We start from the raw sequence: 23569 nt of genomic DNA on the forward strand, positions 1-23569 counted from the left end.
TTTCGAGCAGTGTGTCGGTCCCGCGCCTGGGGGCGGGCCGACGCCAGTTTTTATAAAGGCGGCCGGTTTTACGGCCTGGGCCTTGCCGTCATGCGCCATGGGTAAGCGCCGGCGGTGTCGGCACAATGCGCTGAAGTTCGAGTTAAAACCAGTCTTTAAATCAAACAATCTGTCTTTAAATGAAGACAAAAACGCCCGGTTTGACGCAATGGTCAAAACCGGGCGGGTTTCATCACGCCTGCGACGGATCGCCTTCGGCTTCGCGGCGGGCCTTCTCGCTGAAATAGTGGGCGCGGCGCGCTTCCTTGGCGGCGGCTTTCTCGGCCTGCTGCTGGGCTTTCTTCGCTTCTTCCGCGGCTTCCTCGGCCTTGCGCGCCGCCTTCGCCGCTTCGCGCTCGGCCGCTTCCAGCGCTTCTATCGCTTCCACTTCCTTGCGGCTCTTGCACGGGCTGGTCTTCTCGAACCAGGCCACCGACTCCACATGCGCCGTGTGAGGGAACATATTGATGATGCCGGCCGTCTTCAGCGTGTAGCCCTTGGTATTGACGAGGATGCCGGCGTCGCGCGCCAGCGTGGCCGGGTTGCAGGACACGTAGACGATGCGCTTGGGCGCGGTTTCCTCGGTGATGGCCTTCAGCAGCTGCACCGCGCCGTCGCGCGGTGGGTCCACCAGCATCTTGTCGAACTTGCCGAGCGAGGCGAACGATTCCTCGGTGACTTCGAACAGGTTGGCCATTTCATAGCTCACCTTGTCCTGCAGGCCGTTGTGGGTGGCGTTTTCCACCGCGCGCTTCACCAGCGGCTGGCTGCCTTCCATGCCGTGCACTCGCGCGCCGGAGCGGGCGATCGGCAGGGTGAAGTTGCCGATGCCGCAGAACATGTCGGCGATGCGCTCGCCCGGCTGCGGGTCGAGGAATTTCAGCGCGCGCGCCACCATCACCGCATTGATCTGCGGGTTCACCTGGGTGAATTCGGTGGGGTAGTAGGGCATCTCCACCGCGTACTCCGGCATGCTGTAGGTCAACTTGGGCGCATCCAGCGGATAGATCGGGTAGCAGGTTTCCGGGCCCTTGGGCTGCAGCCAGATCTGCAGCGGGCGTTCGGCGCTGCGGTGCGCATCGGCGAAGCCCTTCAGGATTTCAAAGTCGGCGTCGGTGATGTCGTCCATATTGCGGAACACCAGGATGTCCAGCTTGTCGCCGACGGCCACTTCCACCTGCGGCATGCGCTGGCTGATCGACAGCCTGGCGATCATTTCCCGCAGCGGCAGGATCAGGTCGGAGATGTGCTTGGGCAGGATGTGGCATTCGCGCATCTCGGCGATGTAGCTGGAGTTCTTCTCGTGGAAGCCCACCAGCACGCCGCCCTTCTTGGCCACCAGGCGGGCGGACAGTCGGGCGCGATGACGGTAATGCCAGGCCGGTCCGGCGATGGGGGTCAGAATGCGTTCGGCCTTGACCCTGCCGATGCGTTGCAGATTGTCCTCCAGCACGCGCTGCTTGATCGCCACCTGGGCGCTGAACTCGACGTGCTGCATCGAACAGCCGCCGCAGGTGCCGAAGTGCGGACAGCGCGGCTCGGCGCGCATGAAGCTTTCCTTCAGCACGGCGCTGGTCTGGGCGTTTTCGTAGCTGGGCTTCTTGCGGTAGCTGCTGTAGACCACCTTTTCGTACGGCAGGGCGCCATCGATGAAAATGGTCTTGCCGTCAACATGGGCGACCCCCCGGCCTTCGTGATCCAGCGATTCGACCAGGGCAATAGTCTTTGGGTGCGTCATCGTCTTGCTTGCGAAATCAATCGGTAAACGCGGATTTTCTCAAAAACCGGCGATTCTTGCTGGTTTTTTTATGCTGCAGCCGTTGCGGGCTCTGGATGTCACCGCAAGGCCCCGGGATCAAGCCTCCCCACGCTGGCGGCCAGTTGTAGGCGGGCGGTCAGCCAGTCTGTCAGCGCCTGCACCCGTTGTTGGCGCGCCTTGGCCAATTCAGCCTGCACGCTCAGCAGTTCCAGAATGTTGCCGGCTCCTTTTTCGTAGCGGGCCTTGCCGACGACGAAGGCTGCCTGCGCGCTGTCCAGCAGCTCGCGTGTGATACGTGCATTCGCGGTGGCGGTCTCCAGTGACTGGTAATGGGTCCAGACGCCTTGCGTCACCTGCATCTGTGCGTCTTCCAGCTGGGCCTGCCGGTTTTCCGCCTCGGCGGCGGCCTGCAAGATCTGATAGTGCCGGCCAAAACCCTCGAATAGCGGGATGTCGACCTGTATGCCGATGTAGCGATCCTGCGCGCGCGCGCCCACCAGCGGCAGGCCCGTGCCCAGGCTCTCCGGCTGGGTGCTGTGGTTGGCGCGCGCGACGAAGCTGACGGACGGCCTCCCCTGTGCCTGTACTTGGTCCTCCTTGGCCTGGGCTGCGGCCAGCTGCGCGCGGGCGGCCAGCAGGCTGGGGTGCTCCCGTTGGGCGACGGCTAATAATTCGTCTACTGGCCCCAGGCCGGCGTTGGACGAGGCGTCGAACTGGCTGGCCGGCGGCAGGCGCAGTGGAGTGGATGGCGACAAGCCCATGTCCAGCGCCAGCGCCCCCATCGCATTGCGCCAGGCGCCTTCGGCCTTGGCCAGCGCGTACCGGGCCTGGGCAGCGGCCGTTTACGCCTGCAATTGGTCGCTGATGGCGGCAACGCCGGCGCGGACGCGCCGGCTGGAGGCCTCAAGGCTCTGCTCCGCGACCGTTTCGGTTTCTTGCTCCGCCTGCCTGGCGGCCTGGGCGGCGATGGCGGCGTAATAGTCCTGGGCGGTGCCGGCCAGGACTTTCTGCATCACGCCGTCCAGATTGGCTTGGGCGGATTCCAGCAGGGCGTGCGCGTTCTTCAGCGCGGCGTCGCGGGCGCCAAAGTCGTATAGCAACCAGTTCAACGTCAGGGTATCGCTGCGGTAGCGCCTGTGCGTGTCGGTGCTCAGTTCCGGCATGGAGGGAACTTGCGTGACGGCGTGGTCGCGTCCGTTTTGCAGCGAGGCGCTCAGCGTGGGCAAGTAGGCTGCGCGGGCGCTGCCTAGTTGGGCCTCTCCTGCATGGAGTTGCGCCCATGCCTCATGTGTCTGCGGGTGGTGGCAAAGCGCCTGGCTGGCGGCGGCGTATAGAAAAAGCGAGGTGGATGGGTCGTGGGCGGCTCTGTTGCACAAATCCCAGGCAGGACGAGTTTCCCCTTTCCCCAAACCGATTTATGCCATAGCCACCGTGCACGGCCGGCCCCGCATGCTGAAGTGGTTCAAGATCGCTGCGCGCACTTGCAGCTCTGCCACTTGACCATCGAAACGCCGTGCCGTCACCCTTTCCCCCAACCGTTTGAAGCAATGTATCTTAGTTTCCACCAAGCTGCGGCGATGATAGCCGCTCCAGCGTTTCCAGATTGCCCTGCCTAGTCGCTTGGTCGCCCGCAGAATCTCGTTGCGAGCCAGCACACCCAGCGAATTTCCTTTCCACGGTCTCGCATTCCTGCGGGTCGGAATACATCCGGTTGCGCCTCGCGCGGCAATCGCCTCATGACATGCCTTGGTATCGAAAGCCCCGTCGCCACTCACGCAGGCTATCGGCTCATCGACCGGGATTTGCGCCAATAGCGAAGGCAGCATTTGCGCATCGCCCTGGCGCTTGTCTGTCACCTCCATGGCGCGGATTTGCAGGGTTTTCGCATCGATGCCCAGATGCACCTTGCGCCATTGCCGGCGATACTCCGCGCCATGCTTCTTGGTTTTCCACTCGCCTTCGCCCAGCATTTTGATCCCAGTGCTATCCACCAGCAGATGCAGCGCGCCTGAGCTTTTCTGGTAGGGAATCTTGACCTGCAGCGTCTGCTGCCGCTGTAGTCGGGGATGCTCCAGTCCAGGCCCGCCAGCTTGAACAGGCTTTGAATGAAACCGATGGTTTGCCGCAACGCCAATCCAAACAGTTTTTTGATGGTCAGACAGAATTGAATGGCGGCATCGCTATAGGACTGCGCTCGGCCTCGCTTTCCCTGCGGTTTTGCCTGCCACATCAAGCTTGTGTCGAGCCAGATGGACAGGGAGCCGCGCAGGATCAGCGCTTGGTTGTAGGCTTTCCAGTTGGTGGTTCGGTAGCATTTCGGAACGGGCTTGGGCATGCCGCTATCTTAACCAAGCCGCGGTGCGGCGGATTTGTGCAACAAAGCCCCGTATGACTACTATTTGCGGTTATTGCAAGTTTCGACGGCGCATGTGTATCTGACTTATCCCTTTGTCTTGTCGTGGTCGATGCTGGAGGCGATGGCGTGCGGTTGCGTCGTGATCGGCTCGCGGACCGCGCCGGTGCAGGAGGTGATTGAGGGGGGGCGCAATGGTTTGTTGGTGGACTTCTTTTCTCCAGAAGACATCGCCGACGCGGTGGCTGGCGCGTGCCGGTCCCGGCAGGACTTGGCTGAGTTGCGCCAGGCCGCGCGGCAGTCGGTGGTGGAGCGTTATGATTTGACGGAGGTTTGTTTGCCCAGACGGCTGCAGCTGCTAGGTTTGGCGAATTGATGCTTGGCGGGGCGGTGTAAATTCGCACAATCCGGGCTGGCGGGGCTTTCTGTTACAATCTGAACCATGTTCATGTAATTCAGGGCAAGGTATGTTGAAGTGGTTATCGGTGCTGGCGCTGGGTGGCTCGCTGGCGTTTCCGTGCGCGGCGGCGGTGACGCCGGCGCCGGACATCCAGGTGAACCCGGCGGGACGGCACCTGGTGCTGAACCTGCCGCAGGCGCGGCTGTTCCTGTATCAGGACGGCAAGTTGGCGCGGATCTTCCCGGTGGCGGTGGGCAAAATGCTGACCCAGACGCCGACTGGCAGCTTCGATATCACCGGCATCTACAAGGCGCCGGCCTGGCATGTCCCCAAGTCCATCCAGGAGGAAATGCGCCGCAGCGGCAAGGAAGTGCAGACCGTGGTGCCGCCTGGCCCCAACAATCCGCTGGGCCCGGTGTTCGTGCGCTTCGGCGAGAGCAGCCTGGGCTTGGGCTTCCACGGTACCAACGCCCCGGCTTCGGTGCCCGGATTCCGCAGCCATGGCTGCGTGCGGATGCATAACGAGGATGCGCTGGAGCTGGCCGGTACGGTCAGCCGCGGCGACGCGGTCACCATCGCCTACCAGACCATACTGCTGAGCCAGGACGAGGCCGGCCAGTTGTGGCTGACCGTCTACCGCAATCATTACAAGCAGGAGGACCCGTCGCTGCAATATCTGGCGCAGACCTTGCTGGACTGGCAGCGCGAGCATGGGCAGGCCTTGTATGGCCAGCGGGTGGACGATGCCCTGAAGCAGCGCAACGGCAAACCGGTGTGCCTGAGCTGCAAGAGCGCCAACGGCGCAATCAGTGGCGGCCTGCAGGCGTTCGCCTGGCTGTCGCGCATGGCGCACGATGCGCCTGCGATGCCCGCCGCCAGCCAACCCTTGCAGGAACACGAAGTAGGTCCGCCGGCCCGCGCCAGCCAGCGCGGCCGTGCATCCGCCGCCAGGGCGGGGTGACGGGTTGCGAGGGAAATGGAAAAGGGCCGCGGATGCGGCCCTTTCTGTTTGCGGCATTTATTGCGCGGCCGCTTTCAGCGCCTGGCCGATATCCGCCAGGATGTCGTCGATATGCTCGATGCCGATGGATAGCCGGATCAGTTCCGGCTTGACGCCGGCGCTCAGTTGCTCTTCCGGCGACAGCTGGCGGTGGGTGGTGGAGGCGGGGTGGCAGGCCAGCGATTTGGCGTCGCCGATATTGACCAGCCGGGTCACCAATTGCAGCGCGTCGATGAAGCGGCCGCCGGCTTGCTCCCCGCCCTTGATGCCGAAGGACAGGATGCCGGAGGCGCGGCCGCCCAGGTAGCGGTCCGCCAGCGGCTTGCTCGGACTGTCCGGCAGGCCGGCGTATTCCACCCACTCTACCGCCGGGCTTTCCCGCAGGTATTGAGCCACGCGCAGCGCGTTGTCGCAAATGCGGTCCATTCGCAACGCCAGCGTTTCGATTCCCTGCAGGATCAGAAAAGAGTTGAACGGCGAGATCGCCGCGCCGGTGTTGCGCAGCGGTACCACGCGGGCGCGGGCGATGTAGGCCGCCGCGCCCAGCGCCTCGACATAATTGACGCCGTGATAGCTGACGTCCGGGGTGTTCAGCCGCGCGAAGCGCTTGGCGTGCTCGCCCCATGGGAATTTGCCCGAGTCGACGATGACGCCGCCTATGCTGTTGCCGTGGCCGCCCAGATATTTGGTCAGGCTGTGCACCACGATGTCGGCGCCGTGTTCGAACGGGCGGCACAGATAGGGCGAGGGCACGGTGTTGTCGACGATCAGCGGCAGGCCGTGGCGGTGCGCCTCGGCGGCGAAGGCGGCGAAGTCCACCACGTTGCCCAGCGGGTTGCCGATGGATTCGCAGAACACTGCGCGGGTCCGCTCGTCCACCAGGGCGGCGATGGCGGCAGGGTCGCGGTAGTCGATGAAGCGCACTTCTATGCCGAACTGCGGGAAGGTGTGGGCGAACAGATTGTAGGTGCCGCCGTACAGCGTGCGGGTGGCGATGATGTTGTCGCCGGCCTCGGCGATGGTCTGGATGGCATAGGTGACGGCCGCCATGCCGGAGGCCACCGCCAGAGCGCCTATGCCGCCTTCCAGCGCGGCCACCCGTTTCTCCAGCACATCGGTGGTGGGGTTCATGATGCGGGTGTAGATATTGCCCTGCACTTTGAGGTCGAACAGGTCGGCGCCGTGCTGGGTGCTGTCGAAGGCATAGCTGGTGGTCTGGTACAAGGGCACCGCGACCGCATGGGTGGTGGGGTCGGGGCTGTATCCGGCGTGGACGGCTAGGGTTTCCAGTTTCATCGTCAGGCTCCAGGACGGGTTGGCGGAATGGTCAGGCTGATGTCATGAACATCTACCTTAATGCCGCTTCTGAATGACCACAAGGAGATAACGATGCTTCTAAATATAACTATCCGTTATATTTCAATCCTTGTCCGCCAGTTGGCCCGCCAACTCTCCCACCCGCGCCAGCGCCCGTTGGTAGGCTTCGTTCCACGGATAGCAGCATGACAGCCGCAGGCAGTTGCGGTAGCGGCCCTTGGCCGAGTACATCGCGCCCGGCACTACGGTGATGCGTTCCGCCAGCGCGGCATGGAACAGCTGCATGGTGTCGGCGTGGCTGGGCAGCTCCACCCACAGCAGGCAGCCGCCTGAGGGCAGGGTGGCGCGGGTGCCGGTTGGGAAGTGCTGCGCCACCGCGCCGCGCAGCTTCTCCATCTGGTTGATGAAGTGGCGGCGGATCAGCCGCAGGTGGTGGTCGTAGCCGCCGCTCTCCAGATATTCCGCCAAGGTTTCTTCCAATAGCGCCGGCTGGCCCAGGCTGCTGGCGAACTTCAGTCGCCGCACCGCGCTGAGAAATCGTCCCGGCGCGATCCAGCCGATGCGGAAGCCGGGCGCCAGCGTCTTGCTGTAGCTGGCGCACAAAAGCACCCAGCCGTCGCGGTCGTAGGCTTTCACCGCGTCCGGAGTGGTGGCGCCGTAGAACAGGTCGGCGTGCGGCACGTCCTCGATCAGCGGCACCTGGTAGTCGCATACCAGCTGCGCCAGCCGCTGCTTGGCTTCCGGCGGCATGGTGCTGCCCAGCGGGTTGTGCACCGTGGGCATCGCCACGATGGCGTTGAGCCGCTTTTCCGACAGCAACAATTCCAGCGCGTCCAGCGCCAGTCCGCTGGTGGGGTGGGTGGGGATTTCGATCACGCTCAAGCCCAGGTCCTTCAGCATAGGCAGCAGCGCGAAATAGGTGGGCGACTCCACGCCCACGGTGTCGCCCGGTTTGCAAGTGGCGCGCAGCGCCAGTTGCAGCGCCTCAGTGCAGCCGTTGCTGATCACCAAGTCGTCCGCCGCCAGCACGCAGCCCCAGCTCACCGCGCGCTGCGCGATCTGCCGCCGCAGCCGCTCCGAACCCGGCGGGAACGGGTAGTCGGTAGTCAGCTCGGGGTGCTGGCGCAGCAGCCGGCCCATGATGTGCTTGAAGCGGGTGGTGGGGTAGAAGTCGCTGCCGCGCGGGCTGGCCAGCGACAGGTCGATGAAGTCGGCCTGGTTTTGCGCGCCCATCACCGCCTCGATCTGGTCCACCACCTCGCCGCCGGTGTGGTGGGCGGCGCTTTGCCGGCGCATCCGCGGCAACGGCAGGTTGGCGGCGGACTTGACGTAGAAGCCCGACTGCGGTCGGGCTTCGATCAGGCCGCGGTCCTCCAGCGTGCGGTAGGTCAGCAGGATGGTGGACGGGCTGACCTTGTGCATGGCGCAGGCCTTGCGCACAGACGGCAGGCGCTCGCCGGGACGGACCGTGCCGGTCTGGATCAGGGTGGTCCATTCGTTCACCAGCTGCTGGTAGAGCGGCTCGCTGCTCATTTTTCAATCTCCGGATGGGTGCGGACGGTACAGTTTCAAACGAAATAGACCATAACAGTTTTTCGCTTGTTAAACTGTTATGGTCTCAATTCTATTTTTCTGAATCTGTAATTGTCCAGCGAAACCGCCTAAGATGACGACCTTGAGTCGGGGGCATGCCCCGTGGATGCCGGCGCGTGCCGGTTGCGGTTTAGGAGTCGTCATGAATCTGGTAGCGCTGGTCACTTATCTCTTGGTGATGTCCATCACCCCCGGCCCCAACAACCTGGTGCTGGCCTCGTCCGGCGTCAATTTCGGTTTTTCCCGGACTTTGCCGTCCTTGCTGGGCATGGCGCTGGGCCTGTCCCTGCAGGTGGGCATCCTCACCGTCGCGCTGGGCGCCTTGATGTCGCTGATGGAGTCGCTGCAGCTGTACCTGGCGATCGCCGGCTGCTGCTATCTGTTGTGGCTGTCCTGGGGCATGGCGCGCGCCGGCGCCGCCAGAAGCGCCGAGTCCGGCTCGCGGCCGATGGGCTTTTGGGGCGGCATCATGTTCAACTGGCTCAATCCCAAGGTGTGGCTGATGGGCTTCAACCTGGTGATGGTGTTCCTGCCGGCGCATATGAACGCCTGGTACGCCGCCGCGCTGTTTGTGCTGATCACTTTCTTCACCAGCCTGCCTTGCATCGCGGTGTGGGCCGGCTCCGGCGTGGCCATCCGACGCTTCCTGGATTCGCCGCCGCGACTGCGCGCCTTCAATTTCAGCATGGCCGCCATGCTCGCCTTGACCGCTTTCTGGCTGCTGGCGCAGATGATGCCGGCCCACACCCTGCCGAATATGGTCTGAGCCATGCAAAATAAGGCCCGCAAGTTTGCGGGCTTTTTTGTTGACGGCGTACAATAGCCGTCTTTCAGTTTTCCCGCAGAGTCCTACCCATCATGATCCGTACCCGTTTCGCCCCCAGCCCCACCGGTTACCTGCACATCGGCGGCGTGCGCACCGCGCTGTTTTCCTGGGCCTACGCCCGCAAGAACAACGGCGTGTTCGTGCTGCGCATCGAAGACACCGACCTGGAGCGCTCCACCCCGGAATCGGTGAAAGCCATTCTGGATGGCATGCATTGGGTGGGTCTGGACTACGACGAGGGTCCGTTCTACCAGACCCACCGTTTCGACCGCTACAAGGAAGTCATCCAGCAGCTGCTGGCTTCCGGCCACGCCTACCCGTGCTATTGCAGCAAGGAAGAGCTGGAGGCGATGCGGGCCGAGCAGGAAGCCCGCGGCGACAAGCCGCGTTACGACCGCCGCTGGCGGCCGGAGGAAGGCAAGACCTTGCCGGCCGTTCCTGAGGGTGTGCAGCCGGTGGTGCGCTTCAAGACGCCGCTGGACGGCGTGGTGGCCTGGGACGACGCGGTCAAGGGCCGCATCGAGATATCCAACACCGAGCTGGACGACCTGATCATCGCCCGTCCGGACGGCAGCCCCACCTACAACTTCTGCGTGGTGGTGGACGACTGGGACATGCAGATCACCCACGTGATCCGCGGCGACGACCACGTCAACAACACTCCACGCCAGATCAACATCCTCAAGGCGCTGAACGCGCCGCTGCCGGTGTACGGCCATCTGCCGATGATCCTCAATGAGGACGGCCAGAAGATGTCCAAGCGCCGCGACGCGGTGAGCGTGGTGGACTACGCCGACAAGGGCATTCTGCCGGAAGCGCTGCTCAACTATCTGGCGCGCCTGGGCTGGGGCCACGGCGACGACGAATTCTTCAGCATGGAGCAGTTTGTCGAGTGGTTCACGCTGGAGGCGGTGAGTCCCTCCGCCAGCCGTTTCAACCAGGAAAAGTTCATGTGGCTGAACGCCCAGCACATCAAGTCCGCCGACAACGCCCGCCTGGCCGAGCTGATCGCGCCGCGCCTGGCCGCCGCCAATGTCGACACCTCCAGCGGTCCGGCCATGAGCGACGTGCTGGCCTTGGTGAAAGAGCGGGTGCAGGACCTGAACGCGCTGGCGCTGGAGGTGGACTACTTCTACCGTAAGCGCGAGCCGGCCGCCGCCGATGTGGAAAAGCACCTGGCCGGCGACACCGTCGCGCGGATGGGCCGCTTCGCCGACAAGCTGGCCGCGCTGGACAATTGGACCGCTGAAAGCATTCACGAACTGTTCAAGCCCTTCTGCGCCGACGAAGGCATCAAGATGGGTCAGCTGGGCATGCCGCTGCGGGTGCTGGTGTGCGGCACCACCCAGACTCCGTCGGTAGACGCGGTGCTGGCGCTGATAGGCAAGGACGAAGTGCTGCGCCGCCTGCGCGGCTGATTCAGGGCCGGCCGCAAGGCTGTCCCGAGGCAAAGACACCCCGCGTCGCCGCGGGGTGTTTTGTTTGGCTCGGGGGAAGGCTTAGGGCAGCGCGGCCATGATTTCCTGCGCGGTGGCGGCGTAGGCCTGGTACTGGTCTTGGTTGGGGGCGTGCTGCGAGGCGTTGTTCCGGCTGACGAAGGCCGAGAGGGGCGCCACGTGGTTGGCGGCCGGAATCAGGCCTGCGCCGTCCTCTACGAATTGCAGCAGGGTGTCGAAGATGGGGCCGGCCTCGCCGGCCAGGCCTACGATGCAGGCGTCGAAGCTGCCGTCGTATTCGCCGATGATGGCCAGAACATGATTCTGGCTGGGAGTGGGGCCGGGTTGCAGATTAGGCGCGGCGCGGTCCAGCAGCAGCAGGCGGGCATAGTGGATGGTGCCTAGGGAGGCCAGCGCCCGACGCAGCCGGGGCTGGCTTTCCCGGATGGCGTCTGCCAGGGAGGCAAGGTCGGCGTCTTGCCGGATCGGCATCAGCAGCGTCAGAGGGTTTGCCATGTCAATCTCCGGAGAAACACTTAGTTCGGAGGTTGAAAGATAGAATCAGGACTACGCTGCTTCAAATGTGGCAAATACGTAGTTCTAGCTTGTCCTTTTGCATGGCCGATGGCGCAGGCGGCGGCTCAGCGCCGCAGTAGCTGCCAGCTGGCGATGCCGGCCATGGTCATCAGCAGCGAGCCGCTGACGTGCACCGCGATGGCGGTGAGGGCCGGCATCAGCTGGCCCTGGCGCAGCAGGTCCACTACTTCCGCCGAGAAGGTGGAGAAGGTGGTTAGCCCGCCGCAGAAGCCGGTGATGATCAGCAAGCGCCACATCGGCGACAGGCTGGGCATGTCGGCAAATAGTGCCACCGCCAGGCCTATGATGTAGCCGCCTATCAGATTGGCGGCCAGCGTGCCGGGCGGCAGGGCAGGGAACAGGCTGTTCAGCCTGAGCCCGAGAAACCAGCGCAACAGCGCGCCTATGGCGGCGCCGCCGGCGATGGCGAATATCGATTTCCACATGGTGATGGCGTACGGGGTTGACTATGTTCGCCATTTTGCATGGCGGGACGGTTTTCGTACAGGCAGCGCTTGGGCGCGGCCGAGGGCAAAAAAAAAGAGCCCCAAAGGGGGCTCCCAATTGCACCTTCGCTCAGGTGACCAGACTACGCGCCATTGACGACGCAATCCGATCGCGTCCGGCTTGAGAATCCGTTGGGTTTCGCAAGCTGACCGGGTCATTATCCCGACTGCGGCGGGCGGCCAGTAGCGTGATTGTTGATGGCTTGTGTGACAGGGTGTAATGGAATTCAGTTGGAATTAACACTTTAGCAAAACAATCGTCTGGAATGTTTGGATGAGCACGTGTCAGGTGCTTTGACGCTATCATATGGCGACCAACCCACATGAAAGGATCAGGTTTTGACCACGCATTATCCGGTAATAGACAAGCGCGTCATCAGCATGCGCTGGGGCGACATGGACGCCGTCGGCCATCTGAACAACACCTACTATTTCCGCTATCTGGAGCAGGTGCGGATCGAATGGCTGGACTCGCTGGGCTACGGTATCGATCCGGACAATATCGGCCCGGTGCTGGCCAATACCGCTTGCACCTTCCGCAAGCAGCTGACCTACCCCGCAACGCTGGAAATCACCATCGAGCTGGAAAAACTGGGCCGCAGCAGCCTGAAACTGCACCATCATTTCTATCGGCAGGACGACCCCGGCGTGGTGTACGCCAGCGCCGAGGTGTTGCTGGTCTGGGTCGACTATAAGGCGCAGAAGTCGGTAGCCATACCCGATCCCATCCGCGAGGCGATCCAGCGCGCGCTGCCGGCCGAATGATTCACCGCGCGTCCGGGTTCAGCTTGTGGCGGATCAGGTCGCGCAGCAGAAAGCGGCTGGGATGGACCGCCTGCATCAGGTCGGCCGGCAGCGGCGCCGGTTCTCCCTCAAGCAGCGCCGCCAGAATCTCTCCCGACAACGGCGCGGTGATCAGGCCGCGCGAGCCGTGCGCGGTATTGACGTACAGGCCCTCGACCCAGGGGCAGGGCTGCTCCGGGCGCAGGGTGGCGTCCTTCGCCAATTCCCGGTAGCGGTCGGCGAAGTCGCGGCGGGTGACCACCGGGCCGATCAACGGCAGATAGTCGGGGCTGGTGCAGCGGAAGGCTGCCCGGCCATCGAGACCGGCGCTGGCGGCATCTCCTCCGGTCAGGCTGCCGTGCAGAGCCGGCGCCAGCTCGGCCAGCATCTGCAGGTTTTCCCGGTGCTCCCCTTCGCTCACAGCCAGGTCGTCGCTGTCGAACTTGAAGGTGGCGCCCAGGCAATGCCGGCCGTCGCGGGCCGGCGAGATGTAGCCTTCGCCGCACAGCACGGTGGCCAGCCGCGCGCTGTCCGCCGTGGCGGCGATGCTGGTCACCTGGCCGCGTATCTTTTTCAGCGGCAGATGGCTGGTGGAGTCGAATTGGGCGGTTTCCGCCGCGCCGGCCAGCACCACCACCGAGGCCAGGGCCAGCGGACCGCTCTCGTCGCTGGCCAGCCAGCTTTGCTGTTCCGGGCTGTAGTCCAACTGCAGCACGGTATGGTTGGTGCGCAGCGTGATATTGGGATGCTGCGTCAGCCGAGCCACCAGCGCCGGTGGATGCACCCAGCCGCCTTGCGGGAAAAACAGCCCGCCGCTGGGCAGCGCCACGCCGGCCAGTTCGCTGGCCTGGGCTCGGTCCAGCCGCCGCATCACGCTTTCCGGCAGGCCCAGCGCGGCCAGCGCCTGCTGTTTTTCCTCTTGCTTGTCTTCATACGCCAACTGCAGCACGCCGCAGGCCTGCCAGCTCCGCTCCTCGCCCGGAAGCAGCGTGTGCAGCGCGCGCAGGCTGTAGGCGTAACCGGACAGCACCAGCCGGCTCAAGGGGGTGAGATGCGGCGACAACTTGGTGTACAGCACGCCTTGAGGATTACCGGAGGCGGCGCTGGCCAATTGCGGCATGCGTTCTATCAGCGTCACCTGCCAGCCGCGCCGGGCCAGGCTATAGGCGGTGGAGGCACCGGCCATGCCGCCGCCTACCACAATGGCGCTGCGTTCGCGCCAGCGCTGCGGCGGACGGTCAAACCAGGGCGGCTGCCATGGCGCTGCCGGGGCGGCGTTCAGCCGGCCATGGCAGATGTGGCGTTTCTGTCCGTGCCCCGGCGCTTTTTTGACTTCGAATCCGGCCTCCGCCAGGCCGCGGCGCACGGCGCCGGCGCTGGTGAAGGTGGCGAAGGTGGCGTGGGGCGCGGACAGCCTGGCCATCTGGTCGAACAAGGGTGGTTGCCACATGTCCGGGTTTTTCGACGGCGCGAAGCCGTCCAGAAACCAGGCGTCTACACGGGCATCCAGCAACGGCAGCACCTCCAGCACATCGCCTATCATCAGCGTCAGGCTGACGCGGCCATCGGCCAGCAGCAGCCGGTGCCAGCCCGGCGTCAACGCATCGTATTGCCGCAGCAACTGGCTGGACTGGGCGGTCAGTTCCGGCCACAACGCCAGCGCGCGCGACAGGTCTGTCGGCGTGAGCGGGTATTTCTCGGCGCTGACGAAGTGCAGCCGGGCGTCGGCCGGCGCGCATTGTTCGAAGCATTGCCAGGCGCAGAGGAAATTAAGGCCGGTGCCGAAGCCGGTTTCGGCGATGGTGAACTGGCCATGGCCGGGCAGCGCGGCGAAGCGCTCCGCCAGCTGGTTGTGTTGAATGAAGACATGGCGGGTTTCATCCAGGCCGGCGTCGCGGGAGAAATACACGTCGCCAAAGGCGAGCGACAGCGGTTGGCCGTCCTGCCAGGCGAGCTGGGCGTGCCGGGTGGGGCTGGTGTCGGAAGGCGTGGTCATCGGCGGCTTGGTCCGCGGCCTTGAAAGCCGGCGGATGGTCTGTTCGGTCAGCCAGGATTGTCGCACGGCCAATACAGGCGTTCCAGATGGATAATGCGCCGACACCGTTATTTGTCGTTAATCAGTCTAATAAAATTGGCATTGCGTTCAAAAATGCCATAGGCATGGACTGGGTCGGTATTGTCGCGATGGCAGGCGCGGCGGGCGTTTGCCGGGCGGAAGCCTGTAATAAGATGAAGAAGCGGCGGCCAGGCGGGACGGGCCGCCATCATGACATGAGCCTTCCAGTTCTTCGCGATCGGCGCCGCGCCGTCCGCTGGGTATGGATGGGCGATGCGGTTTCTGGCCGGGCGGATTCCGGCGGGGGCGGAGAGAGGGCGATGAAGCGAGCAAGCAGCATAGGCAGCCGGCTGGTGTTGACCCAGGTGGTACTGATGGTGTTGGTGGCGGGCGCGATCATGTACCCGCTATACCTGTTCAGCCAGCGGCTGATGCTGGAGCGTACCCAGAAAGTGCAGGCCCAGTTGTTGGCGCAGTCCTTGAACATGGTGGACGGTTTCAACGAGTCGCTGCGGCTGTCCACCCGTCAGTTTGAAAAAGTGTTCTTCGCCGAATTCAAGGGCGGTTTCAGTCTGAAACCGGCGCAGAAGATCCGCGTGGCCGGGGCGGAGACGCCGGCGCTGATGATGGGGAGCGAGCTGGTCAACGGCAATAACCAGATGGCTGACCACTTTTCCGCCGTCAGCGGCAACGTCGCCTCGATCTATGCGCGCGACGGCGACGACTTCGTCCGCATCTCCACCACGCTGCTGATGGAAAACGGCAACCGCGCGCTGGGCAGCAAACTGGAACGCGCCGCGCCGGCCTACGCCAAGTTGATGGCGGGCGACGGCTACATCGGCCTGGCCAATCTGTACGGCCGCGATTACGTCACCAGTTACAGTCCGATCAAGGACGGCGACGGCAAGGTGATAGGCGCCACCTTTGTCGGCGTCGGCGCCACCGAGGGTATCGCCAGCCTGCTGGTGCGGCTGGGCAAGGTGAGGCTGGAGGACAGCGGCCATATCGACGTGATCGACGTCAATCCTGCCTCGGCCAGCTATGGCCGCTATCTTCTGCATCCCAAGCTCAACGGCCGTTCGATAGACAAATCGCGGGATGCCGGCGGCCAGCCCTACCTGCGCGACCTGCTCAAGGCCGGCAGCGGCAATCTGACCGTGCGCCTGCCCAGCGACAAGGGCGCGGACGCGCACATGCTGTCCTATGCCGCCTTCGCGCCGTGGAACTGGCTGGTGGTCAGCGACGAGACCGAGTCCGAACTGCAGCGCGAAAACCGCATGCTGGTGGTCTGGCTGGCGGCCGGCTGTAGCGTATTGCTGGTGGTGCTGGCTCTGGCTCTGTGGGGTGTGACCCGGATCCTGGTGACGCGGCCGGTGCGCCAACTGGTGGCCGAGGTGGCGTCCATCCGCGACAACCACGATCTGCAGCACCGCTTGCAGATACGGCGGCGGGACGAGATGGGCGAGGTGGCCGACGCGCTCAACGGCTTGCTGGACAGCTTCCAGCAGGCGCTCAACCGTACCAGCCACCATGCGGTGGACCTGGACCGCGCGGCGCAGGACCTGTCGCAGAAGGCTGGCGCGGCGGCGGCCTCTTCCGGCGAGCAGCGCAACAGCGCGCAGCAGATGTCGCAGCATACCGAGCTGCTGATCGCTGGCGTGGAGCAGATCGAGCGGGTGGTGGGCGAGGCCAGCGATGTGGCGCGCGCCTCCAGCGAGGCGGCGCAGAACGGCAGCACGAGCCTGGTGGCGGCGGTGGACGAGGTCAACCGCATCACCGCCACCCTGGACAACGCCGCTGACAGCCTGCAGGCGCTGGAGAGCAATGCGCGCCAGATCAGCGACATCGTCAATGTCATCCATGATATCGCCGATCAGACCAATCTGTTGGCGTTGAACGCGGCGATCGAGGCCGCCCGCGCCGGTGAGATGGGCCGCGGTTTCGCGGTGGTGGCCGACGAGGTGCGCAAGCTGGCGGAACGCACCAGCCAGTCCACCCGGCAGATAGCCGGGATGATAGAGGCGATGCAACAGGCCACGGTGCTGGCGGTGCAGGCGATGCGCCAGTCGGTGAGTTGCGCGTCGGAAGGCGCGGCCATTACCGCGCGGGCCAGGGAGGCGATGGCCTCTATCGTCGCCGATGCGGAAAAATCGATGGAGGTGGTGGCCTGCATCAATCAGGAACTGGCCTCGCAGCGGCAGGCGGTGGAGAGCATCGCAGTGCAGGTGGCCCATGTGGCGCGGCTGGCGGACACCAATAACCAGGCCGCCGAGCGCTCGGCGGAAACCGCTGGCGAGATGGCGCGGCTGGCGGATTCGCTGACGCGGGAGGTGAGGGTGTTCCGCGCCTAGAAGGTCCAGCGCAGATTCAGCGTGGTGACGGCGGTCTTCTGTTGCCGCGTACCGACCGATATTCTGGGTGAATAGACTAGCTCCAGCGCCAGCGGGCGGGAGCCGCTGTTCAGCTGGGGCCGGGTGGCCAGGCCGTGGTGGCCGGAGCCGTCGAGAGGGCCGGCTTGCGGCAGCAATCCGGCAGTCAACGGACCGGCGACGGCCCATTCCCTACGCCAGCCGAGCGAGGCGAAATAGGCGTCCTTGCGGAAGGCGTCGCGGTGGCCGCCGGCGCGGTTGAACCAGCGGCCCTGCCCATCGCCCCGGCGAAGTTCCATGCCAGGCCGGCGTCGGGATTGCTCTGGTTCGGGCGGCAGTATGGCAACCATGGCGGACCGACGCGTCAAACAGCGGCAGCGAAAACTCGCTGGCGACGGCGGGGCGGGCGCAAAGCGATCAACTGGCGGCGAGCAGCAGAAGCCGGTTCATGAATCCCTGCTTGCTTGCCAATCGGCGGAGTGATATTTCCCTGTCATGTCGCGGTGCGGGTGTTGAGCCTAGTCAAAGCTGTGACCGGCGTCACTCTTGAAATGATCGGCAGGCTCCCCCAAATGGAAGACATCGATAGTTTTTACTGGAGCGTCAACCATGCGATTCGACAAATTGACCACCAAATTCCAACAGGCGCTGGGCGACGCGCAAAGCCTGGCCGTGGCGGGCGACAACGCCTATATCGAGCCTCAGCACCTGCTGTTGGCGCTGCTGGATGACAGCGAAGGCGGCGTCGGCGGCCTGCTGGCCCGCGCCGGCGTCAACGTGCCGGCGCTGAAGGCCGGCCTGAAGCTGGCGGTGGAGCGCTTGCCGCGCGTGCAGGGCCATGGCGGAGAAATCACCGTCTCGCGCGATTTGTCCAATCTGCTGAACGTCACCGACAAGATCGCGATGAAGCTGGGCGACGAGTACATCGCCAGTGAGCTATTCCTGTCGGCGCTGAGCCAGGACAAGGGCGAAACCGGACGGCTGCTGAAAGAGCATGGCGGCAGCCACGCCTCCATCCAGGCCGCCATCGATGCAGTGCGCGGCGGCGAAAATGTCTCCAGCGCCGACGCCGAAGGCCAGCGCGAGGCGCTGAAGAAATACACGATGGACCTGACCGAGCGCGCCCGCCAAGGCAAGCTGGATCCGGTGATTGGCCGCGACGATGAAATCCGCCGCGCCATCCAGGTGCTGCAGCGCCGCACCAAGAATAACCCGGTGCTGATCGGCGAGCCGGGCGTCGGCAAGACCGCCATCGTCGAAGGCCTGGCGCAGCGCATCGTCAATGGCGAAGTGCCGGAAAGTCTGAAGAACAAGCGCCTGCTGGTGCTGGACCTGGCTTCGCTGATTGCCGGCGCCAAGTACCGCGGCGAGTTTGAGGAGCGGCTGAAGGCGGTGCTGAATGATCTGGCGAAAGACGACGGCCAGACGCTGATTTTCATCGACGAAATCCACACCCTGGTGGGGGCGGGCAAGGCCGAGGGCGCGATGGACGCCGGCAATATGCTGAAGCCGGCGCTGGCGCGCGGCGAGCTGCACTGCATCGGCGCCACCACCTTGGACGAATACCGCAAGTACATCGAGAAGGACGCCGCGCTGGAGCGCCGCTTCCAGAAGGTGCTGGTGGGCGAGCCGTCGGTGGAGGACACTATCGCCATTCTGCGCGGCTTGCAGGAAAAGTACGAAATCCATCACGGCGTCGACATCACCGACCCGGCTATCGTCGCCGCGGCGGAGCTCTCCCAGCGCTACATCACCGACCGCTTCCTGCCCGACAAGGCGATAGACCTGATCGACGAGGCGGCGTCCAAGATCAAGATGGAGCTGGACTCCAAGCCGGAATCGATGGACAAGCTGGACCGCCGGCTGATCCAGCTGAAGATCGAGCGCGAGGCGGTGAAGCGCGAGAGCGACGAGGCTTCGCAGAAGCGTCTGCAGCTGATCGAGGAGGAAATCGAGCGCCTGCAGCGCGAATACGCCGACCTGGAGGAAATCTGGAAGGCGGAGAAGGCCGCCGCCCAGGGCAGCCAGAGCATCAAGGAGGAGATCGATCGCCTCAAGGTGGAGATGGAAGACCTCAAGCGCAAGGGCGACTGGCAGAAGCTGGCCGAACTGCAGTACGGCAAGCTGCCCAAGCTGGAAGCCAGCCTGAAGGAGGCCGAAGCCGCCGGCAGCGGCGAGCAGGCCAAGCCCAACCGCCTGCTGCGCACCCAGGTGGGGGCGGAGGAGATCGCCGAAGTGGTCAGCCGCGCCACCGGCATCCCGGTGTCCAAGATGCTGACCGGCGAGCGCGAGAAACTGCTGCATATGGAAGATGTGCTGCATCAGCGGGTGGTGGGGCAGGACGAGGCGGTGACCGCGGTGGCCGACGCCATCCGCCGCTCGCGCTCCGGCCTGGCCGATCCGAACAAGCCGTACGGATCGTTCCTGTTCCTGGGGCCGACCGGCGTCGGCAAGACCGAACTGTGCAAGACGCTGGCGGGATTCCTGTTCGACAGCGAAGATCACCTGATCCGCATCGACATGTCGGAATACATGGAGAAGCATTCGGTGGCGCGGCTGATCGGCGCGCCGCCCGGATACGTGGGTTATGAAGAGGGCGGCTACCTCACCGAACAGGTGCGGCGCAAACCGTACAGCGTGATCCTGCTGGACGAGGTGGAGAAAGCGCATCCGGACGTGTTCAACGTATTGCTGCAGGTGCTGGACGACGGTCGCCTCACCGACGGCCAGGGCCGCACCGTCGACTTCAAGAACACCGTGATCGTGATGACTTCCAATATCGGCAGCCAGCAGATCCAGGCGATGGCTATGGACGACTACCAGGTGATAAAGCTGGCGGTGATGGCCGAGGTGAAGATCCAGTTCCGGCCCGAGTTCGTCAACCGCATCGACGAGGTGGTGGTGTTCCATGCGCTGGACGAGAAGCATATCCAGTCCATCGCCCGCATCCAGCTCAAGGGACTGGAGGCCAGGCTGGCCAAGCTGGACCTCAATCTGCAGATCAGCTCCGAGGCGCTGGCCCTGCTGTCCGAAGCCGGTTTCGATCCGGTCTATGGCGCGCGGCCGTTGAAGCGGGCCATCCAGAGCGAGCTGGAAAATCCGCTGGCCAAGGCCATCCTGGCTGGCAAGTACCCGCCCAAGGCTACGGTGATGGTGGACGCGAGGAATGGGCAGCTGGTGTTCGACTGATCCTCGCCGCTGCGCAAAGGAACGGCCGCCTCTTCAGGCGGCCGTTTTCATGGCGGAGCCGCCGGACTCAGCCGGCCTGGTCCGGGTGCAGGAAGCAGTCGGACAGGTGGTCGTTGACTGCGCCGCAGGCTTGCAGATAAGCGTAGATCACCGTGCTGCCGACGAAGTTCATCCCGGCCTTCTGCAGCGCCTTGCTGATGAGGTCGGACAGCTCGTTGCTGGCCGGAACCCGGGAGTCGTCGTAGCGCCGCAATATCGGCTGGCCGTCCACATGCGCCCATAGCCAGTCGGCGAAGCTGCCGTGCTGGCGCTGCATCTGCAGAAATACCTTGGCGTTGCGGATGGCGCTGCGGAGCTTCAGCCGGTTGCGCACGATGGCCGGGTTGCCCATCAGCCGCTCCACATCGTCCTCGCTCATCGCCGCCACCTTGGCCGGGTCGAAGCCATGAAACGCTTCCCTATAGCCTTCGCGCTTTCTCAGGATTGTGATCCAGGACAGCCCGGCCTGGGCGCCCTCCAGGATCAGCATCTCGAACAGCTTGCGGTCGTCGCGCTCGGGGCGGCCCCATTCGTGGTCGTGGTAGGCGACGTACAGCGGATCGTCGCCGCACCATGGGCATCGTGGCGGGCTCATGCTCAGGGCGTATGCAGCAGGACGTCGATCTGCAGACCGGTTTTCTGGATGCCGCGCTGCGACGACAGGCCGATGACCAGCGGATTGCACAGATTGGCCTGCAACGGTCCCAGCGCCGGGTGGGAATCGCGGTCCGCCTCCAGCGGGCGGTACAGCATCAGCAGGATGGCCGCATCCTCTGGGCCTTGCAGCTGCAGTTGCGCTACTTCCTGGTCGGATAGCTCGATTTGGAAGCGCACGCCCAGCCGTTCCGGCAGGGTCAGGCTGAAGGTGATGCCCGGATCGTCCAGCGATTGCAGCCAATAGACCTGGGGCATCGGATGGGTGGCGTCATGGAACAGCTTGAAGCGGGTGCAGTTCTCCAGGGCCGGAATGCCGTGGGGGAAGGTGATGATGGTCTTTTCGTCCACCTCGACATTGCCAAGCTGGCTGGAATCAAAGCGCATGGGACTCTCCTTGCGGAATGGGTGTGGCGGTAGCCTTAATGATACCGCAGCGCTGGGGATTGTCATAAATCGATGCCGGCGGCACGAGCCGCGCAATTGCGGACCGGCAGGCAAGGCCGTCTTGTACTGACAAATTTGTCAGCCTATACATGGTATTACGCTATCTAGCATTACGCGAATGTCTTAGCGTTGAGGCAAGTCTGGCTACAGGCTTTTCCGACGCATCGGGTTGGATTTTCTGCAGCGCTTAATTTCGGTAAGGCGGCATCTCTGGCGTCCTGTGGGGCGGGCCCGGTTCTGCTACGCCTGGAGAAGGGGCGGTCTAGCATGGAACTGAAACCGAAGCGATTTTTGATACTGGACGATCAACTGGTGTTGCGGAAGCTGATCTCCCGTCAGGCCAGCTTCTTCAGCCGCTATGCGGTGGAAATCGACGAATTCAGCGATCCCGCAGAGGCGTTGCGCAGCATTGCCGAGGGCGGCTATCAACTGATCATCACCGACATCGGCATGCCTGGCATGAACGGCATAGACTTCATCAAGAATGTCGCCAGGCTGGGTTATCAATCGGCGCTGCTGATCATTTCCGGTTACGACGACAAGACCTTGCAGACCATTGCCGACATGTCCACCAATCTGGGCATCGCCTGCACCCGTTTTCTGTCCAAGCCGTACTCCGCCGAAGCCTTCGTCGCGATGCTGAATGGCATCTTCAACGAACTGGAGCGCACCGAGCTGCCGGCGTCGATGGATATCGAGCTGCTGCTGGCGGATATCTGCAATGACAAATTCATGCTGGAGTTTGCGCCCATTGTGTCGCTGGCCGACCATCTGCCGGTCGGCTTCTCTCTGCGAACCCTGGCCATAGGCGGCCAGCGCTGCTGCATCGACCATCTGCTGCCTTTGCTGGCGGGGCGGCGCATGGCGTCGGCGGTGGCGCTGGAGACGATGGTGGAACGGATAGGCCGACGGTTGCAGGGCGTATTCCATGCCGCCGGGCAGGACGAGTGTCGGATTCATATCCGCATCGACGAAGCCTGCCTGTGCGCCGACAATGTTTTTGACCATTGTTTCACCCAGTTGCAACAGTATGGCGTGGCGCCGAACCGGATCAGCTTCGAACTGGCCGATGGCCTGAGCCGCCGCTCCGACGCGCTGTGCTTCGAGAACATCGCCAAGATCAAGTACCTCGGTTTCCGGCTGGTGGCGGACGCATTCGGCACCGGTTCGCTGACCGTCGGCAATCTGCTCAAGTTTCCGTTCGACCAGATCAACGTGCCGGTGGAAACCCTGCGCTGGCTGCGGACACTGCAGGGCGAGGACTCCAATACCTTCCGTCTGCTGCGCCATTTCGGCCTGTCCCAGGTTGCGGTTTGCGCCACCCGGGTGAGCGACGAGGAGGGCCGGGAGTTGGCGCTGGCGATGGGCTGCGCCAAGGGACTGGGGGATTTTCTGGCAGGGGCCGTGGCCGAGCAGGATCTAGCGCAGGCCATCATCGATTGCCAGGGCGACCAGGCAGCTCCAGGCGGGACCACTGAGTGAAGGAGACGCGATGATTTCGGTCGACCTTGCCCGTTTACGCATCCTGATCGTCGACGACCAGACGCTGGTCAGGACCCTGATTTCCCAAGCGTTGCAAAGCATGGGCGTCAAGTCGGACTATATCTTCCAGGCGGCGGACGGCACGACGGCGATGCGCCTGCTGGATATCCGCATGGTCGACATCGTGCTGTGCGATGTGCAGATGCTGCCGATGAACGGCATGGACCTGTTGAAGGAGCTGCGCTGCGGCCATACCGCCAATGCTTCCAATCTGCCGTTCGTGTTCCTGTCCGGCCATGCCGACCGCGCCAATGTGGTGCTGGCCAGCCAGCTGCATGCCGACGGCTTCGTGGTCAAGCCGCCCAAACCCGCCGACGTGGAGAAGGCGATCCAGGCGGCGATGCACAGGGCGAGGCCGGAGATCGATCCTTTCAGCTATTACCATGTCGCCACCGGCACCGAGTACGACAACAAGGTGTTTGGCAAGCTGTTCGAAACCCGCGCTCCGGTTTATCAGGAGGAGCCGGAAGAACAATGCTTGCCGCTGGACAAGATCAAGCCGGGATCGCTGCTGACTCGGGATTTGCGCAGCAAGGCCGGGCATCTGCTGCTGCCGCGCGGCGCCACCATTTCAGCCAATCAGCTGGCGGTGCTGAAGGATTTCAGCGATCGCTACGGCGTGGCGCTGATCTATGTGATCGACAGCTCGGAGGCGGCGGCGAGCCCTTCCGTAGCGAGGCACTAG

At 64.0% G+C, this 23569-nt stretch carries 21 protein-coding genes and 1 pseudogene; 9 read left to right on the plus strand and 13 right to left on the minus strand.

What is annotated here, in order from left to right; translation table 11 throughout:
- Positions 1–232 precede the first annotated feature (232 nt).
- The 4 genes and pseudogenes from rlmD to BI347_RS15130 all read right to left on the minus strand — a co-directional run bounded on the left by rlmD (position 233) and on the right by BI347_RS15130 (position 4133).
- Entirely contained in the window at positions 233–1777 is a 1545-nt protein-coding gene (gene rlmD, locus BI347_RS15115; protein ID WP_071116228.1) for a 23S rRNA (uracil(1939)-C(5))-methyltransferase RlmD, read from the minus strand.
- Positions 1778–1875: 98 nt separating this feature from the next.
- The gene (locus BI347_RS15120) at positions 1876–2580 is read right to left on the minus strand and encodes a TolC family protein (protein ID WP_071116229.1); all 705 of its coding nucleotides are present in this window, start codon (positions 2578–2580) and stop codon (positions 1876–1878) included.
- A gap of 60 nt (positions 2581–2640) precedes the next feature.
- The gene (locus BI347_RS15125; RefSeq protein ID WP_338032387.1) at positions 2641–3207 is read right to left on the minus strand and encodes a TolC family protein; all 567 of its coding nucleotides are present in this window, start codon (positions 3205–3207) and stop codon (positions 2641–2643) included.
- Between the two features lie 6 nt (positions 3208–3213).
- A pseudogene (locus BI347_RS15130) lies at positions 3214–4133 on the minus strand (IS5 family transposase).
- Positions 4134–4167: 34 nt separating this feature from the next.
- On the opposite strand from BI347_RS15130, the gene BI347_RS15135 reads away from it, so the two are divergent.
- Positions 4168–4527 carry a glycosyltransferase gene (locus BI347_RS15135; protein ID WP_204378048.1) on the plus strand — a complete coding sequence of 120 codons (360 nt, stop codon included), beginning with the start codon at positions 4168–4170 and terminating at the stop codon, positions 4525–4527.
- A 91-nt stretch (positions 4528–4618) separates the two neighbouring features.
- Positions 4619–5512, plus strand: coding sequence for a L,D-transpeptidase (locus tag BI347_RS15140; protein ID WP_071113891.1), 894 nt, complete (start codon positions 4619–4621; stop codon positions 5510–5512).
- Between the two features lie 57 nt (positions 5513–5569).
- Here BI347_RS15140 and BI347_RS15145 read toward each other — a convergent pair whose 3' ends face one another.
- Together BI347_RS15145 and BI347_RS15150 are read right to left on the minus strand one after the other, a co-directional pair.
- The gene (locus BI347_RS15145) at positions 5570–6847 is read right to left on the minus strand and encodes a bifunctional O-acetylhomoserine aminocarboxypropyltransferase/cysteine synthase (protein ID WP_071113892.1); all 1278 of its coding nucleotides are present in this window, start codon (positions 6845–6847) and stop codon (positions 5570–5572) included.
- 123 nt (positions 6848–6970) lie between these two features.
- Positions 6971–8401: an aminotransferase-like domain-containing protein gene (locus tag BI347_RS15150; protein ID WP_071113893.1), complete on the minus strand. Its 1431-nt coding sequence runs from the start codon at positions 8399–8401 to the stop codon at positions 6971–6973.
- Between the two features lie 202 nt (positions 8402–8603).
- Between BI347_RS15150 and BI347_RS15155 the strand changes: the two genes are divergently transcribed.
- Both BI347_RS15155 and gltX read left to right on the plus strand, forming a co-directional pair.
- Positions 8604–9227 (plus strand): LysE family translocator, encoded by a 624-nt coding sequence (locus tag BI347_RS15155; protein WP_071116232.1) that lies wholly within the window; start codon positions 8604–8606, stop codon positions 9225–9227.
- An 89-nt stretch (positions 9228–9316) separates the two neighbouring features.
- Positions 9317–10705, plus strand: a complete 1389-nt coding sequence (gene gltX, locus BI347_RS15160; protein ID WP_193431057.1) for a glutamate--tRNA ligase — start codon at positions 9317–9319, stop codon at positions 10703–10705.
- Between the two features lie 81 nt (positions 10706–10786).
- Here gltX and BI347_RS15165 read toward each other — a convergent pair whose 3' ends face one another.
- Positions 10787–11239, minus strand: coding sequence for a hypothetical protein (locus BI347_RS15165; protein WP_071116234.1), 453 nt, complete (start codon positions 11237–11239; stop codon positions 10787–10789).
- A gap of 125 nt (positions 11240–11364) precedes the next feature.
- On the minus strand, positions 11365–11745 hold the full coding sequence (gene crcB, locus BI347_RS15170; protein WP_071113897.1) for a fluoride efflux transporter CrcB: 381 nt from the start codon (positions 11743–11745) through the stop codon (positions 11365–11367).
- A gap of 399 nt (positions 11746–12144) precedes the next feature.
- On the opposite strand from crcB, the gene BI347_RS15175 reads away from it, so the two are divergent.
- Positions 12145–12570 (plus strand): acyl-CoA thioesterase, encoded by a 426-nt coding sequence (locus BI347_RS15175; protein WP_101686134.1) that lies wholly within the window; start codon positions 12145–12147, stop codon positions 12568–12570.
- Position 12571: 1 nt separating this feature from the next.
- On the opposite strand, the gene mnmC is transcribed toward BI347_RS15175, so the two are convergent.
- On the minus strand, positions 12572–14584 hold the full coding sequence (gene mnmC / locus BI347_RS15180) for a bifunctional tRNA (5-methylaminomethyl-2-thiouridine)(34)-methyltransferase MnmC2/FAD-dependent 5-carboxymethylaminomethyl-2-thiouridine(34) oxidoreductase MnmC1 (RefSeq protein ID WP_071116437.1): 2013 nt from the start codon (positions 14582–14584) through the stop codon (positions 12572–12574).
- A gap of 107 nt (positions 14585–14691) precedes the next feature.
- Positions 14692–14856 carry a hypothetical protein gene (locus tag BI347_RS24020; protein WP_158020800.1) on the minus strand — a complete coding sequence of 55 codons (165 nt, stop codon included), beginning with the start codon at positions 14854–14856 and terminating at the stop codon, positions 14692–14694.
- 108 nt (positions 14857–14964) lie between these two features.
- On the opposite strand from BI347_RS24020, the gene BI347_RS15185 reads away from it, so the two are divergent.
- Positions 14965–16995, plus strand: a complete 2031-nt coding sequence (locus BI347_RS15185) for a methyl-accepting chemotaxis protein (RefSeq protein ID WP_071113898.1) — start codon at positions 14965–14967, stop codon at positions 16993–16995.
- Here the strand turns inward: BI347_RS15185 and BI347_RS15190 are convergent.
- A complete protein-coding gene (locus BI347_RS15190; RefSeq protein ID WP_071116235.1) occupies positions 16992–17312 on the minus strand; it encodes a hypothetical protein in 321 nt (106 codons plus the stop codon). The two genes, BI347_RS15185 and BI347_RS15190, sit on opposite strands and share 4 nt — an antisense overlap.
- A 310-nt stretch (positions 17313–17622) precedes the next feature.
- Between BI347_RS15190 and clpB the strand changes: the two genes are divergently transcribed.
- Positions 17623–20202: an ATP-dependent chaperone ClpB gene (clpB, locus tag BI347_RS15195; RefSeq protein ID WP_071113900.1), complete on the plus strand. Its 2580-nt coding sequence runs from the start codon at positions 17623–17625 to the stop codon at positions 20200–20202.
- A 67-nt stretch (positions 20203–20269) separates the two neighbouring features.
- Here the strand turns inward: clpB and BI347_RS15200 are convergent, their stop codons facing one another.
- Together BI347_RS15200 and fliW are read right to left on the minus strand one after the other, a co-directional pair.
- Complete coding sequence (locus tag BI347_RS15200; RefSeq protein WP_071116236.1) at positions 20270–20836, minus strand: DNA-3-methyladenine glycosylase I; 567 nt, start codon at positions 20834–20836, stop codon at positions 20270–20272.
- A gap of 2 nt (positions 20837–20838) precedes the next feature.
- A complete protein-coding gene (fliW, locus tag BI347_RS15205) occupies positions 20839–21282 on the minus strand; it encodes a flagellar assembly protein FliW (protein WP_071113902.1) in 444 nt (147 codons plus the stop codon).
- Between the two features lie 327 nt (positions 21283–21609).
- Between fliW and BI347_RS15210 the strand changes: the two genes are divergently transcribed.
- Entirely contained in the window at positions 21610–22824 is a 1215-nt protein-coding gene (locus tag BI347_RS15210; RefSeq protein WP_071116237.1) for an EAL domain-containing response regulator, read from the plus strand.
- A gap of 10 nt (positions 22825–22834) precedes the next feature.
- On the plus strand, positions 22835–23569 hold the full coding sequence (locus BI347_RS15215; RefSeq protein WP_193430999.1) for a response regulator: 735 nt from the start codon (positions 22835–22837) through the stop codon (positions 23567–23569).

The sequence above is a fragment of the Chromobacterium sphagni genome, from assembly GCF_001855575.1.
In the GTDB taxonomy this organism is placed as follows: domain Bacteria; phylum Pseudomonadota; class Gammaproteobacteria; order Burkholderiales; family Chromobacteriaceae; genus Chromobacterium; species Chromobacterium sphagni.

Bases quoted from the DNA above. Each gene is read 5' to 3' on its own strand.
- rlmD (WP_071116228.1), bottom strand. From the start codon at position 1,777: ATGACGCACCCAAAGACTATTGCCCTGGTCGAATCGCTGGATCACGAA.
- BI347_RS15120 (WP_071116229.1), bottom strand. From the start codon at position 2,580: ATGGGGGCGCTGGCGCTGGACATGGGCTTGTCGCCATCCACTCCACTG.
- BI347_RS15140 (WP_071113891.1), top strand. From the start codon at position 4,619: ATGTTGAAGTGGTTATCGGTGCTGGCGCTGGGTGGCTCGCTGGCGTTT.
- BI347_RS15145 (WP_071113892.1), bottom strand. From the start codon at position 6,847: ATGAAACTGGAAACCCTAGCCGTCCACGCCGGATACAGCCCCGACCCC.
- BI347_RS15150 (WP_071113893.1), bottom strand. From the start codon at position 8,401: ATGAGCAGCGAGCCGCTCTACCAGCAGCTGGTGAACGAATGGACCACC.
- BI347_RS15155 (WP_071116232.1), top strand. From the start codon at position 8,604: ATGAATCTGGTAGCGCTGGTCACTTATCTCTTGGTGATGTCCATCACC.
- BI347_RS15165 (WP_071116234.1), bottom strand. From the start codon at position 11,239: ATGGCAAACCCTCTGACGCTGCTGATGCCGATCCGGCAAGACGCCGAC.
- crcB (WP_071113897.1), bottom strand. From the start codon at position 11,745: ATGTGGAAATCGATATTCGCCATCGCCGGCGGCGCCGCCATAGGCGCG.
- mnmC (WP_071116437.1), bottom strand. From the start codon at position 14,584: ATGACCACGCCTTCCGACACCAGCCCCACCCGGCACGCCCAGCTCGCC.
- BI347_RS24020 (WP_158020800.1), bottom strand. From the start codon at position 14,856: ATGATGGCGGCCCGTCCCGCCTGGCCGCCGCTTCTTCATCTTATTACA.
- BI347_RS15185 (WP_071113898.1), top strand. From the start codon at position 14,965: ATGAAGCGAGCAAGCAGCATAGGCAGCCGGCTGGTGTTGACCCAGGTG.
- BI347_RS15190 (WP_071116235.1), bottom strand. From the start codon at position 17,312: ATGGAACTTCGCCGGGGCGATGGGCAGGGCCGCTGGTTCAACCGCGCC.
- clpB (WP_071113900.1), top strand. From the start codon at position 17,623: ATGCGATTCGACAAATTGACCACCAAATTCCAACAGGCGCTGGGCGAC.
- BI347_RS15200 (WP_071116236.1), bottom strand. From the start codon at position 20,836: ATGAGCCCGCCACGATGCCCATGGTGCGGCGACGATCCGCTGTACGTC.
- fliW (WP_071113902.1), bottom strand. From the start codon at position 21,282: ATGCGCTTTGATTCCAGCCAGCTTGGCAATGTCGAGGTGGACGAAAAG.
- BI347_RS15210 (WP_071116237.1), top strand. From the start codon at position 21,610: ATGGAACTGAAACCGAAGCGATTTTTGATACTGGACGATCAACTGGTG.
- BI347_RS15215 (WP_193430999.1), top strand. From the start codon at position 22,835: ATGATTTCGGTCGACCTTGCCCGTTTACGCATCCTGATCGTCGACGAC.